Annotated in this window: 12 protein-coding genes; 4 read left to right on the top strand and 8 right to left on the bottom strand. The window is 70.8% G+C overall.

The genetic code is table 11. From position 1 onward, the window contains the following. Positions 1–62 precede the first annotated feature (62 nt). Positions 63–1,430, bottom strand: a complete 1,368-nt coding sequence (locus CFW40_RS31405; RefSeq protein WP_088801146.1) for a hypothetical protein — start codon at positions 1,428–1,430, stop codon at positions 63–65. Positions 1,431–1,633: 203 nt separating this feature from the next. Between CFW40_RS31405 and CFW40_RS31400 the strand changes: the two genes are divergently transcribed. Beyond that, positions 1,634–2,188 carry a hypothetical protein gene (locus CFW40_RS31400; protein WP_256331184.1) on the top strand — a complete coding sequence of 185 codons (555 nt, stop codon included), beginning with the start codon at positions 1,634–1,636 and terminating at the stop codon, positions 2,186–2,188. Between the two features lie 66 nt (positions 2,189–2,254). Here CFW40_RS31400 and CFW40_RS31395 read toward each other — a convergent pair whose 3' ends face one another. From CFW40_RS31395 to CFW40_RS31375, 5 genes are all read right to left on the bottom strand, one after another. Then, positions 2,255–3,448, bottom strand: coding sequence for an acyl-CoA dehydrogenase family protein (locus CFW40_RS31395; RefSeq protein WP_088801144.1), 1,194 nt, complete (start codon positions 3,446–3,448; stop codon positions 2,255–2,257). After that, positions 3,445–4,683, bottom strand: a complete 1,239-nt coding sequence (locus CFW40_RS31390; protein WP_088801143.1) for an acyl-CoA dehydrogenase family protein — start codon at positions 4,681–4,683, stop codon at positions 3,445–3,447. The genes CFW40_RS31395 and CFW40_RS31390 overlap by 4 nt, the downstream gene beginning before the upstream one ends. Continuing rightward, positions 4,680–5,678 carry an NADPH:quinone oxidoreductase family protein gene (locus tag CFW40_RS31385; RefSeq protein ID WP_088801142.1) on the bottom strand — a complete coding sequence of 333 codons (999 nt, stop codon included), beginning with the start codon at positions 5,676–5,678 and terminating at the stop codon, positions 4,680–4,682. Before CFW40_RS31385 ends, CFW40_RS31390 begins: the two co-directional genes overlap by 4 nt. 151 nt (positions 5,679–5,829) lie before the next feature. Then, positions 5,830–6,243 carry a hypothetical protein gene (locus tag CFW40_RS31380; RefSeq protein ID WP_256331712.1) on the bottom strand — a complete coding sequence of 138 codons (414 nt, stop codon included), beginning with the start codon at positions 6,241–6,243 and terminating at the stop codon, positions 5,830–5,832. Positions 6,244–6,308: 65 nt separating this feature from the next. Then, positions 6,309–7,019, bottom strand: coding sequence for a helix-turn-helix domain-containing protein (locus CFW40_RS31375; RefSeq protein ID WP_088802492.1), 711 nt, complete (start codon positions 7,017–7,019; stop codon positions 6,309–6,311). 114 nt (positions 7,020–7,133) lie between these two features. Between CFW40_RS31375 and CFW40_RS31370 the strand changes: the two genes are divergently transcribed. Beyond that, entirely contained in the window at positions 7,134–8,345 is a 1,212-nt protein-coding gene (locus tag CFW40_RS31370) for a pyridoxal phosphate-dependent aminotransferase (protein ID WP_088801141.1), read from the top strand. A gap of 117 nt (positions 8,346–8,462) precedes the next feature. On the opposite strand, the gene CFW40_RS31365 is transcribed toward CFW40_RS31370, so the two are convergent. Next, positions 8,463–9,101: a hypothetical protein gene (locus CFW40_RS31365; protein ID WP_088801140.1), complete on the bottom strand. Its 639-nt coding sequence runs from the start codon at positions 9,099–9,101 to the stop codon at positions 8,463–8,465. A gap of 208 nt (positions 9,102–9,309) precedes the next feature. Between CFW40_RS31365 and CFW40_RS31360 the strand changes: the two genes are divergently transcribed. Beyond that, complete coding sequence (locus tag CFW40_RS31360) at positions 9,310–10,230, top strand: aminoglycoside phosphotransferase family protein (protein ID WP_088801139.1); 921 nt, start codon at positions 9,310–9,312, stop codon at positions 10,228–10,230. Between the two features lie 6 nt (positions 10,231–10,236). Here CFW40_RS31360 and CFW40_RS31355 read toward each other — a convergent pair whose 3' ends face one another. Further along, entirely contained in the window at positions 10,237–11,610 is a 1,374-nt protein-coding gene (locus tag CFW40_RS31355) for a sporulation protein (protein ID WP_088802491.1), read from the bottom strand. Positions 11,611–12,137: 527 nt separating this feature from the next. Between CFW40_RS31355 and CFW40_RS31345 the strand changes: the two genes are divergently transcribed. Beyond that, positions 12,138–12,476 (top strand): hypothetical protein, encoded by a 339-nt coding sequence (locus CFW40_RS31345; protein WP_371127053.1) that lies wholly within the window; start codon positions 12,138–12,140, stop codon positions 12,474–12,476. Positions 12,477–12,822 lie beyond the last annotated feature (346 nt).

Here is a 12,822-nt window from a genome sequence, read left to right as displayed (position 1 = left end):
GCGCCGTGCGCCGGCCGGGCGGAGGGACACCTTGATGCGGCGGCGTGGGAGGCGCCCCGCGCTCAGAAACCGCCGCCGAAGCCCCCGTCCCCTCCGCCACCGAAGCCGCCGCCGTCACCGAAGCCGCCGCCGTCGCCGAAGCCCCCGCCGAAGTCGTCGGAGTTGAAGTCGGCTCCGGTGGAGTCGCCGCCCTCGGCACCGGTGGGGCCGCCGAAGCCGGCGCCATAGGCGTCGGTCGACCACATCATGTTGCCGAGCAGCGTGCCCACCAGGAGGCCGGGCAGCAGGCCGCCGCCGAAGTAGCCGCCGGCCCAGGGGCCGTAGGCCGGGCCCGCGTCCCAGTAGGGGCGGTCGCCGCTCGGGGTACGGACCGTACGGGCCAGCGGCTCCCGGCCGTCGTCCAGACGGCTCTTGTCCGCGGCACAGACCGGCACGGTGCGCTCCGCACCGCCCGCGGGGGCCCAGGCGACATCGGCGACGGACGGCCCGTGGCGCGGATCGAAGAAGCAGGGCAGCCGGCGCTCGGGCAGCGGCCTGCCCTCGCGTCGCGCGGCAAGGGTGGCCAGCGAGAACCGGCCGTCCTCCAGGGCCTTGGTCACGGCCTGCACCTCGCCGGGGTGCCCGGCTGCCGCCATCGACGACTTGGCGGTCTCGTACGCGTCCAGCGCATGGCTGTAATCCGCGCGCATCGCGTCGTCGGCACCGGGCTCACCGGGGTGGAAGTCGAGCCGGTCCAGCTCCTCGCCGAAGGCGGTGATGTCCTCGTCGACGACGACCCGCAGGTCCTCCAGCGCCGCCCGCTCCTCCTCGGCCCGCCTTCTGCGGTTGCGGCGGGCGAGGGCGTACGCGCCGCCACCGCCGACGACGACCAGCACACCGAGACCGATCGCGGTGCCGGTGTCGAAGCCGCTGCCGCCGGAGTCACTCCAGGAGGCGGGTGCCCGGCCCTGCGCCGAGGTGAGCGCGGTGTCGACGAAGCTGTTCAGCCGGGCGTTGACGCTCGGGTACTGGGAGCGCTTGACCGATCCGACGAGGTTCTGCACCGCGCTGTGGGGCATCACCCGCGGGTCGGCACCGGCGTTGAAGCCGTTGCCGAGTTCGACGGCGTAGACGCCGCTGATGCCGGTCTTGGTGCGGAGATCTCTCAACAGCGTGCTGGGCTGGTACTCGGCGGCGCGTGGCAGCACGGCGACGAAGACCGGCTTGTCCGCGCCCTTGATCTTCTTGGCCAGCGCCTCCGCTTCGGCCGGGGAGAACTGACCCGCAGCACGGGGGTCCACATAGACCGGGCCCTTCTTGAGGGCTGCCGCGGCCTCATCGAGCCCGCCGGCGGCACGGGCCCCCGGTGCCAGTGCGGCGGCCACCACCAGCAGGGCGGCCATCAGCAGCAGAACCGGCCCGATCAGCGCACGACGTGTTGCGGTCTTCATGTGTTCGACGCTACCTGAACCGCACTTTCCAGACATCACCGATGCCGGGGTCGATTCGACCCGCACCGGGGGATTCTCCTCCGTCCACCGACGGCTGTCGCGCCGGCGATGTCCATCCAGGTGATCGCTCCGCGCGTCGTTTTTGATGATCAAAGTGCCGGGGATGTTCCGGCTCGCCACTCCCCCGAGGAAACGAGGAGACGATGTGCAGGGCCACCTCGATGGCCACCAATCTGGCCGTCGCCGTCGCCGCCACCGCCGTCGGATGCATGCTGGTGATCTCGTTGACGCCGTCGAGCCCGCACGGCGGCAAGAACGGGCCCCCGGCCGGCCGTCCGACGGCCACCGTGTCCGGCCATGCGGGCTCGGCCGCGCGGGCCGCCACCTCCGTCCTCCACACGGCCGGCGCCGGATCCGAAGAACCCGGGGAGCCCGAGGCCTTCGCCTCGGCGCCGACGGGACGGATCGAGGTGACCGCGCCGGGGCCCGGCGTCGACTACAAGGCGAACGGCAGCTTCACGGCGGCCTGGAAGAACAGCACGGGCGAGGAGGTGGACGTCTGGCTGCGGGCAGCGACGGGTCACGGCCGGTCGCAGCGGGTGGCCCTGGTGGTGCCCCGGGCGGAAGCCGGACCGACCGGTGAGGCGATCGTGACGCTGCCCAAGGTGCCGCCGGGCCCCCGCTACGCCCTGGAGGTGGCCACCGCCGGTGACGGCGCGGTCGGCGCCGTCAGCCGGACCTTCGCCATCACCGAATGACCTACCGCGGGCGGCCGGCGGCCCGCGGTAGGTGGCCCGCAGGAGGTGGCCCCCGAAGACGCCCTCTCAGGGCCGTCGAGAGCTATGGGGCGTGGAGCACTGAGGAGCGTCGAGAGCGACCAGCCCCGCCAGCGCCTCCCGGTGCCGCCCCGGCGACCCCAGGGCGAGTTCATCGCTCTTGGCCCGCTTGAGGAACAGATGGGCCGGGTGTTCCCAGGTCATGCCGATACCGCCGTGCAGCTGGATGCACTCCTGGGCGGCGCGCACCGCCACCGGCGCGCAGTACGCCTGGGCGACGGCGACCGCCACCGGAGCGTCGGCGCTGCCGGTAGCCAGTGCGTCCGCGGCATTGCGAGCGGCGGCGCGGGCCGAGGCCACCTCCAGCCAGAGCGCGGCCATCCGGTGCTTGAGCGCCTGGAACGAGCCGACGGGGCGGCCGAACTGGGTGCGCTCGGCCGTGTGGCGCACGGTTTCGGCCAGGCACCATTCGGCGACGCCCAGTTGTTCCGAGGCGAGCAGCCCGGCACCGGTGAGCAGGGCGTGGGCGACGGCGGTGCGGGCCCGGTCGCCGGTCGCCAGGAGCCGGCCATGGGCACCGTCGAAGGTGAGGTGCCCCAGGGGGCGGGTGAGGTCGAGCGGGGTGACGGGATCGGTGCGGACACCGTCCGCCGCCGCCTCGACCGCGTAGAGGGCCGGGCCGTTGGGGCCCTCGGCCGGGACCAGGAGGAGTTCGGCGCCCGCGGCGTCGGCGACGGAGGTGACCCGGCCGGTCAGGGCGCCGTCGGCCGCGGCCCGTACGGTCGGTGTGGCCGGCCCGTACGGAGCGGTGGGCAGCGGGACGGCGAGCACGCCGACGGCGTTGCCCCCGGCGAGCGCGGCGAGCGGTGCGGCGACGTCCGCCTGGCCGAGGTCGCAGCCGAGCAGGGTGGTCACCCCGATGACGGCGCTGGTCAGATAGGGGACGGGAGCGACACAGCGGCCGGTCTCCTCCAGCACCACGGCGGCCTCGCGGGCGCTCGCGCCCGCTCCGCCGAGCTTTTCGGGCACCAGCAGGCCCGCGGCACCGATGTCCGTGGCGAGCGCCCGCCACAGGCCGGTGTCGTAGGCGGCCTTCGACTCCACGCCGGCGAGCACGGTGGCCGGACCGCTGCGGTCGGCGAGCAGCGACCGTACGGCGTCGCGCAGCGCGTCCTCCTCCGCGGAGTAGAGGAGGTCGGGGTCGGCTGCCGGGGTGCCGTTCAGGGGTGTCCCGTCGTTCATCGGGGGAGGTCCTTCCACGCGACGTCCTTGTCGGTGCGCGGCTCGGGCGGCAGCCCCAGCACACGTTCGGCGACGATGTTGAGCAGCACTTCCGAGGTTCCTCCTTCGATGGAGTTCCCCTTGGCGCGCAGATAGCGGTAGCCGGCCTCGCGGCCGGTGAAGTCGACCCCGTCGGGGCGGCGCATCGTCCAGTCGTCGTAGGTCAGACCGTCCTCGGCCAGGAATTCCACCTCCCAGCCGCTGATCTCCTGGGCGAGCCGGGCGAAGGCCAGCTTCATCCCGCTGCCCTCGGGGCCGGGCTGGCCGGTGGGGGCACCTCCCGCTCGAACGGAGTGGAGAGTGGGGGAGAGCTGCTGGCGCAGCCGTTCGCCGGTCAGCCGGGCGACCTCGGCCTCCACCCACAGCGTCAGCAGCCGCTGGTGCAGATCGTGGGTGCGCAGCTCGGGCCGCGCGCGCCAGCCGGCGGCGGCCACACCGATCATCCCGCCTTCGCGCGGGATGCGGGCGCCGCCGATGGCCACCCGCTCGTTCATCAGCGTGGTCTGGGCGACTTTCCAGCCCTCGCCGACCTCGCCGAGGCGACGGCTGTCGGGGATGCGGACGCCGGTGAGGAAGACCTCGTTGAACTCGGCCTCGCCGGTGATCTGCCGCAGCGGACGCACCTCGACGCCGGGGTCGGTCATATCGCAGATGAAGTAGCTGATGCCGCGGTGCTTGGGCAGGCCGGGGTCGGTACGGGCGATCAGGATCGCCCAGCGGGCCAGATGGGCGCTGGACGTCCAGACCTTCTGGCCGTCCACGATCCAGTCGCCCGCACTGCCGGCTTCGCCCCCGTCTTCCCGGACCGCGCGGGTCGCCAGGGCCGCGAGATCGGAGCCGGCGCCGGGCTCGCTGAACAGCTGGCACCACACCTCCTCGCCGGTCCACAGCGGGCGCAGCAGACGCTGCTTCTGCTCGTCGGTGCCGAAGCGCAGGATGGTGGGCGCGGCCATGCCGAGGCCGATGCCGATGCGGCCGGGGTCGTTGCCGGGGGCGCCGGCGGCGGCCAACTCCGCGTCCACGACCGCTTGCAGGGAGCGTGGCGCGTCCAGCCCGCCGAGGCCTTCGGGGTAGTGGACCCAGGCCAGTCCGGCGTCGAAGCGGGCGCGCAGGAAGTCGAGTCGTCCGGTACGGGCCGGAGGGTGTGCGGCCAGCAGCTCGGCGGTGCGCCGGCGCAGGTCTTCGGCGTCGGTCATCGGGTCTCCTCGGCCGTGGGCAGGATGACGAGCCGGCCGGTGGACGTACCGTCCGCGACCCGCTGGACGGCTTCGGCGGCGCCCTCCAAGGGGAACCTGCCGCCGATGAGCGGCTTGACGGCGCCCTGCGCGGCGAGCTTGGCCAGCTCCTCGTGGCAGGCGTCGACCGCGGCCGGGTCCTTGGTGTTGTAGAGGCCCCAGTGCAGGCCCAGGATCGCGTAGTTCTTCACCAGCGCGTGGTTGAGAGCCGGAGTGGGGATGGCGCCGCCGGCGAAGCCGACGACGATGATCCGGCCCTCGAAGGCGATGCACTTGACGGACTTGGCATAGGCCTCACCGCCCACCGGGTCGTAGACCACATCCGCGCCACGGCCGCCGGTGGCCTCCTTCACGGCACCGATGACGTCGTCGTGGCGCCGGTCGAGGACGAGATCGCAGCCCAGTTCGCGGGCGGTGCGGGCCTTGTCCTCGCCGCCCACGACACCGATGACCCGCGCACCCGCGGCCTTGCCGAGCTGTACGGCGGCGCTGCCGACGCCCCCGGCGGCGGCGTGCACGAGCAGGGTCTCGCCGGCCTGGAGCCGGGCCCGGCGGTGCAGTCCGAACCAGCCGGTCTGGTAGCCGATGTGCAGTGCGGCGGCCTCGGCGTCGTCCAGCGCCTCGGGGGCCGGGCGGACCGTCGCCGCGTCGACAACGGCGAGTTCGGCGAATCCGCCGTCGGGCAGCGGCGGCTGGGCCAGCACCCGCGCCCCGGTCTCACCGGCCGCCCCCTCCCCCGCGGCGATCACCTCGCCGCAGATCTCCACGCCGGGGGTGAACGGCAGCGGCGGCCGGACCTGGTACTGGCCGCGGCACAGCAGGGCGTCGGGGAAGTTGACGTTGGCGGCCCGCACCCGCAGCAGCAGCTGCCCCGGTCCCGGCTGCGGGTCCGGCACCTCCTCCAGCCGCATCACTGCACGCGGCTCACCGTTCGCGTGTACGCGCCATGCCTTCACCTGGTGCCTCCACAGACCTTGGGTACGCGGGTGGGGCAAAGGGCGCGCCGGCGCCCTCGCCAGCGACATACTAAGCGGTCGGTATCCTCCAGGGAACAGTCTCCGCCACATCGCGGGGACGGTCCGGCCCCGGCCGGGCGCGCGCGGTGGTTCAGGTGCGCCCGGCCCGCTGCTGGGCGTCGCGCAGGGCCTCGGACGGGGTGGCCCACCGGGCCCGTATCACCGGGAAGCCGGCCTTTTCGCAGGCGTCGCAGACGAGTTCGTCGTCGTCGACGACATGACGGACCTCGCGGCCGCGGGCGATCCGGCGCAGGATCTCCAGCTTGGTGTGCCGGGCCGGGCGCCGGTCGCTTTCGGGGCGCATCCACAGCCGGCCCTCGGGCAGCCCGTGCCGGGCGAGCCAGGTCAGCGTGTCGCGGCGGCAGCGCTCCGGACGGCCGGTCAGATAGACGACCTCGCAGTCCTCGGTACTGCGCAGGGCCAGGGCCACCCCCTCGGCGAGCGGAGGGTCCTCGGTGGCGGCCGCGAAGAAGGCCTTCCAGTCGCGTGGTGTGCGGTGCAGCAGATGCTACCGGTGACCGGCGTCGGCGAGCGTGCCGTCCAGGTCGAAGACCGCCAGGGGGCGCTCCGTCATGCCGTTGCCGTCCTCGTTCGTCGCCGCCGCTCGCCGGACACCTCGGGCCAGGTGACCACGATCCGGCCGGATTCGATGCCCTGCGCGAGGGAGAGGCGATCGTACGCGATCTCGGCGCAGGTCGCGGTGTCCATCCGCAGCCGCACGTCGGGGCGTTCGGCGGGGCCGTCCGCATAACCGGGCCGGCCGTCCGCGGAGCCGGACCCGCCGTCCGGACCGTCGGAGCGCGGGCCGTCGCCCCCCGCTCCGCCGCCCCCGAGGACGACATGGAACTCGCCCTCGTCGAGGGCGATACCGACCACGTCGACGCCCTCCGCGAAGTGCCGGGCCAGCCGGGCGACGAGGGGCACGGCGAACCAGTGGGCCCGCACCGCGTCCGTCGGGCGCTTCTCGTCGAGGGCGGGGGCGCCCCAGTCGGCGAGGGCGGTCAGCGCGGGCAGCAGCGCGCGGCCACGGGGGGTGAGTTCGTAGACGAAGGCGGCTGAGGGTGGGGCGAGCCGGCGGCGGGTGACCAGGCCGTCCCGCTCCATGTCCTTGAGGCGGGAGGCGAGCATGTCGGTGCTGACGCCCGGCAGATCGGCGTGCAGATCGGTGTAGCGCCGGGAGCCGCCCAGCAGCTCCCGGACGATCAGCAGCGTCCAGCGGTCGCCCACGGCGTCCAGGGCTCGGGCAACGGCGCAGTACTGGTCATAACTTCGGCGCGGCATGACACCCAGCATAGACAGAGGTTGGACTTTCCAAGTCCCCACTTGGTAAAACCAAGTACGGTGTATCGAATGCTGCCGCGCCGCGCGGTGAGCGAGGGACCGGGAGGCCACCGCATGCAGTTCAAGCAGTCCAGCAAGATGGCCGACGTCTGCTACGAAATCCGCGGGCCGGTGATCGAGCACGCGGACGCACTGGAGGAGGCCGGCCACAGCGTGCTGCGGCTGAACACCGGCAACCCGGCGCTGTTCGGCTTCGAGTGCCCGGAGGAGATCCTGCAGGACATGCTGCGCAACCTCTCCCGCGCGCACGGCTACACGGAGTCCCAGGGCATCCTCTCGGCCCGCCGCGCGGTGGCCCAGCGCTACCAGCGCAGCGGGCTGCCGGATATCGACGTGGACGACATCTACCTCGGCAACGGCGTCTCCGAACTCGTCTCGATGGCGGTACAGGCACTGCTCGACGACGGCGACGAAGTCCTCATCCCGGCCCCGGACTTCCCGCTGTGGACGGCGGTCACCACACTCGCGGGCGGCAAGGCCGTGCACTACCTCTGCGACGAGTCGGCGGACTGGCTGCCGGACCTCGACGATCTCGCCTCGAAGATCACCGACCGGACCCGGGCGCTGGTCATCATCAACCCGAACAACCCGACCGGCGCGGTCTACCCCCGCGAGCTGCTGGAGGGCATGCTCGACCTCGCCCGCCGCCACGGCCTGATGGTCTTCGCCGACGAGATCTACGACCGGATCCTGTACGACGACGAGGTCCACCACCACGCCGCGGTGCTCGCCCCCGACCTGGTCTGCCTCACCTTCAGCGGACTGTCCAAGTCCTACCGCGTGGCCGGCTTCCGCTCCGGCTGGCTGGTGGTCTCCGGCCCCAAGCAGCACGCCGCCGACTATCTGGAGGGCCTGGGCACCCTCGCGTCCATGCGGCTGTGCCCGAACGCGCCCGCCCAGTACGCCATCCAGGCCGCGCTCGGCGGCCGCCAGACCATCGAGGACCTGGTGCTGCCGGGCGGCAGGCTGCGCGAGCAGCGCGACCGGGCCTGGGAGCGGCTGAACGAGATCCCGGGTGTCTCCTGCGTCAAACCCAGGGGCGCGCTCTACGCCTTCCCCCGCCTCGATCCCGCGGTCCACAAGATCCACGACGACGAGAAGTTCGTCCTCGACCTCCTCCTGCGGGAGAAGATCCAGGTCGTCCAGGGGACCGGTTTCAACTGGCCGCACCCCGACCACTTCCGCATCCTCACCCTCCCGCACGCCGATGACCTCGACGCCGCGATCAGCCGGATCGGGCGCTTCCTGGCGGGCTATCGCCAGTGACACCGGGGCCGCGGGCGCGCCTATATGTATTGACCTGCAGCATTGTTGACTCCACTGATGGGGAGGTCTGGCAGGACGGCTGTGCTTCAGCCGGACCTGACACGCAGTCCGGTCCGATCAGTGCTCAGCGCGGCTGGAGTGACTGTGCCCCGTCTTGCGTGTCCACAGTGAAATGTCGCTGCTCGTTGCGACGGCGATGGTCTGCCCGGAGGGTGAGAAGCCGGCTGCCCGGAATTCGGAGTAGTTCGAGTGGAAGATGTGCCACCACCGCTCACCGTGGGGACCGGAGTGAGGCAGCCCGCCGTCACGGGAGAGCAGGACCCGGTCATTCGGCCACGCCGGGGTGACGACCTCCAGATACCAACCGTCTGCGGTGGTGGTGTGGAGTCCTCCGCCGAAGAGCCCCGCTACGTGTACCCGGCTTCCGGTGATCGGTCCCAGGCCGGGGCAGGACAGGTCCGGCGTGCTGTCGGGAGTCTCGTCCTCGGGGTCGGGTTCGCGGTCCCTGGCGATCTTCTCCCCAGTGACGGCATCAAAGAGGCCGTGACCGTCGTTTGAGACGACCATCACCAGATCGCGGCGGTCCTCGGGATGCGACGCGAAGCCGATTCCGAGGAGCCCGCCGACAGGGACAAGGGCAACGGATCGCCAGGGTCCGGGGGCCGGCATCACGGGGGCTGCAAGGAGCCGTTCCCGCATCGCCTGTTGGTAGGCGGAGAGCTTTGGCTCAAGATCTGGCATCTCGACCGGGGTCATCTTCTCCGTTGACTTCGTCACGGCCTCATGATCCACGCTTCGGCGCGCTTGCCCAGAGGGGTGCCCCAAGAGCGGTCGCTCGACATGCCCCGCCCCCGTCTGCCGTCACTGCCCGCGGGTACGGTCGCCTTGATGTCTGTTGCCGGCCGCTGCCTGCCTCGGCGGTCTGCGCTACTGGGTTGGCGGTGTTGAGGGAGTGGATACGGGCATGCCGTCTGATGCTGAGCGGAGCACAGGAGAGGGGTTCACGTCGGGCGCCGCTGCACAGGTGTTGGCCGCGGCGTGTCGACGGGCGGGGCTCGACGGTGATGGAGCGCGCCTGATCCGCTTGGGGGAGAACGCGCTGTTTCGGCTGGCTGCCCACCCTGTGGTGGTGCGGATCGCCCGTTCGACGGAATACCTGGACTCGGCCCGGGGCGAGGTTCAGGTGTCGCGCTGGCTGTCGCGCGAGGGTTTCCCCGTGACGCGCGTAGTTGATGACCTGGAGCAACCGTTGGTCGTCGGTGGCCATCCGGTGACGTTCTGGCATCTGATCGAGGAGGGCGCCCGCAAGGCAACGTACGGAGAGTTGGGCGCGGTCCTCCGGGATCTGCACTCGCTCAGCCTGCCGGACACGCTGAACCTGCCTCCGTACCCCGTCCTGGACCGGACCGACCGGCGGATCAATGCGGCGGTCGACATACCGGAGGACGACCGCGCGTTCCTGCGGAAGCGCGCGCGTGAGTTGCGGGACCGTGTGGCGGACCTTCGGTTCGAGTCCGAGAAGGGGCCCGTACACGGGGACGCTCATGTGCAGAACCTGATGGTGGACCGGAACAATCAGGTGATCCTGATCGATCTGGAGCGGTTCAGCTTCGACCACCCCGAGTGGGATCTGATGGTCACCGCCACCGAGCATCACAGCCTGGGATGGCAGACCAAGGAACAGTACCGCGCCTTCGTTGGCGCCTATGGGTGGGATCTCCGTACGTGGTCGGGCTTCGCCACCCTCCGCGCAGTGCAGGAGTTCAACATGACCACATGGCTCATGCAGAACGTGTCCGAGAGCGCCGAGACGGCTGCGGAGTACGCCCGTCGGATCTCCTCGCTCCGGAACGAGGACGCACCGCGCGACTGGACCCCGGGGTGACCACGGCTACTCGTCGTCCAGCCGGTTCATCGCGTCCCGCACCTGCCCGCTGAACTGCTGAACGGCAGGGTGCATCCCGTAAGCGGACACCTCACGTTGGAAGTCGCCCACGTACCGCTGGAACCGAGCCGACTCCAGGGCATCCCCGGCTTCGACAGCGAGGCCGGCGGTCGTCACGGCGGCGTCAAGGTCACCGTTCAGCAGTTGGCTCTGCGCGAGCACCATGCGGCAGAACCCGAGCGTACGGGCGTATTTGGGGTTGGTGAGTTCGACAGCGCGTTCGGCGAAGCGGACGGCTTCGGCGCCCTGTCCGAGATCACGGAAGCAGTGACAGAACTCCCCGATTAGCTCGGCTTCGTCCATGTACGAGAGCCATTCGGGATCGTCTGCGCTGTCGGCACGCTCGAAGAACCTCTCGGCCTCGCTCATCGCGCGGGCAGCGCCCTTGTGGTCCTGGGCCGTGGACAGGGCACGTGCCTCATGGGCAGAGAACAAGGCCATCGCGCGGGGCGTGGAGCCGGCCTTCCCCCCTTCCACCGACGCGCGGGCCAGCGTCAGAGCCCAGGGCACCTGGCCCAGGTAATTGGCCTGGTGGCTCATATTGGCCAGGATGCGTGCGCCCATCATGCGGTCGCCCGCCACCTGGGTCAGCCGCAGCGTCGAGAGCATGTAGCGGTCGGCAAGGGCATGGTTTCCGCTGTCGTACGCGGTCCAGGCGAGAAGCTGTGACATCTCCGTTGCGGCCTGGAACAGCGCCTCGCCCACCTTGGCGCTGTAGCTGCATCCCAGCAAAGGCAGCACGTCTTCCCGGAAGTAGTGCCGGAACGCCTTGTGCGCGTGTCCGCCGCCGAACTGGAAGTCCAGCTGCATGAAGAACCCGGCTGCGGTCCAGATCGCGGCGACGTCACGCATGCCGACCCGACGAGCGGCGGGAACATCGGTCGGCACACCTTCCGGGCGGGCGACAAGCCAGGAGAGGACGGCGGCGTGCACATCGACGTCCGGGAGCTGTGGCTCGTCCGACGGCCCGTCTTCCGGACGCTGGTGCGTAAGGCCGTCCAGAGCGCTCAGCGTCTCGGCGAGCGAACCGTCGTAGCCCATGCCGACCGCGGGAGTGGGGGCCGGCGCAGCACCGGGAAATCCTAGATCTTGCGGCGCGACCCTCCGTCGTAACTTGGCGCTCAGCGCCTCGGCGACGAACACGGCTGTCTGCCGCTGGATACCGCTCCCGTCCAGCCATCGCTGAACGGCCACGTGCGTCGTACCGAGATGTTCGCCGTGCCGCTGCGCGACCTCACGGACCCGTTTGGCCAGTCCCTTGTTCGAGGCTCCGGCCTCCGCCATGACTGCGGCCAACTTGCGGTTCGGTTCTTTGCTCACGTTCTGAGCACACCCCCCGGGCGTCACGTCAAGTGTTCATCGTGTCACACCAGATGCGGCCAAGGGGGTTCATCGCGAACCCCCTTGAGCGATACCGCGAACCCCTCGTGTGCACGTGAACCCCCTTATGAACACTGCCTCTTGGCCAAAGACGGTCGTTGACTGTCGAGACAGGACCCCGGCGGTGCGTGACGGCACCCCGAGGCATGGCCAACCTGATGGAAGCAGGTCGACATGCGGAACCATATCGGCAGGTTTTTCGAGTTGCTGCTGAAAGTCCTACTGCCCGCTCCGGGGCACCACCGCGCGGTGAGGACGCGCCCAGTGGTGGGCTGCGTCGACACGCCGACGATCAGTTTCAGCGTGCCACGGGTCCTTGACCCGTACCTCTGGGACCCGATCCGCGCTGAGGACGTTCAGCTCGTCCGCCCCTACCTCGTTGCCCACGAGCAGCCGACACAGCGCCGAGCCGAGTCTGACCGCTACGCCAGTTCACTGTGCGACTCGCCGTGGATGGCGGTGACATTGTGAGCGCCAACCCGCGTCTTCTCCCCTGGCCCGGTCCGGCCGGACAGCGCTCATACCTGTCGACCGACGACGGCAACAGCCCGCTCTCACAGCTAGCCGACGAAATGGAAGAGGTCCAGCTCCAGATGGGCGCCGAACTGCTCGACCACGCGGCGAAGATGCTCGAAGACCAGAAGGCCAACGCCGTGGAACTCCGATTCCTGAGTGCTCGGTTGTGCGAGGCACTTCGGGACGCGCTGAGGGTGGCTGAGAGCAGAGGCGAACGGCTGCCCGAACCCGATGACGAGGAGGCCGAGCAGGGCAAGCCGTCGACAGGTGACAGCGGGACAAGCGGATGAGCCGGACCGCACGGGAGACACCGGGATGGGAGATCGCACCGGTAGCGAGTAAGTCCGTGAACCGGGAGCCAGACGGGCAGATGGCGCTGACGCTCCAGATCACCCGCCATGGAGACCTGGTTGCAACCGCTCCGCTGCGGCTGACCGTAGCTGACGCGGAGCGGGTCCATGCTGCGCTCTGCCATGCGCTCGACCAAGAGCCCGTGCCCCACAATGCGCCGGAGTGCCGCAAGTCGATCCAGTACCCGGCGGCCGACAACGCTTCTGACCCCTGCCGGCTTGCGACCGGCCAGAGGCGCCACGCGCAACAACCGCAGACATGACGCCGGACCACCCCTCAAACCCT

This window comes from Streptomyces sp. 2114.4 (genome assembly GCF_900187385.1).
In the GTDB taxonomy this organism is placed as follows: Bacteria; Actinomycetota; Actinomycetes; order Streptomycetales; family Streptomycetaceae; genus Streptomyces; species Streptomyces mooreae.
The sequence above is the reverse complement of the archived record's forward strand: the minus strand, read 5'-3'. Positions and strand labels throughout refer to the sequence as shown.

Coding starts and splice junctions, on each gene's coding strand:
- CFW40_RS31400 (WP_256331184.1), top strand. CDS start 1,634: ATGTGCAGGGCCACCTCGATGGCCACCAATCTGGCCGTCGCCGTCGCC.
- CFW40_RS31375 (WP_088802492.1), bottom strand. CDS start 7,019: ATGCCGCGCCGAAGTTATGACCAGTACTGCGCCGTTGCCCGAGCCCTG.
- CFW40_RS31365 (WP_088801140.1), bottom strand. CDS start 9,101: ATGACCCCGGTCGAGATGCCAGATCTTGAGCCAAAGCTCTCCGCCTAC.
- CFW40_RS31370 (WP_088801141.1), top strand. CDS start 7,134: ATGCAGTTCAAGCAGTCCAGCAAGATGGCCGACGTCTGCTACGAAATC.
- CFW40_RS31405 (WP_088801146.1), bottom strand. CDS start 1,430: ATGAAGACCGCAACACGTCGTGCGCTGATCGGGCCGGTTCTGCTGCTG.
- CFW40_RS31395 (WP_088801144.1), bottom strand. CDS start 3,448: ATGAACGACGGGACACCCCTGAACGGCACCCCGGCAGCCGACCCCGAC.
- CFW40_RS31390 (WP_088801143.1), bottom strand. CDS start 4,683: ATGACCGACGCCGAAGACCTGCGCCGGCGCACCGCCGAGCTGCTGGCC.
- CFW40_RS31360 (WP_088801139.1), top strand. CDS start 9,310: ATGCCGTCTGATGCTGAGCGGAGCACAGGAGAGGGGTTCACGTCGGGC.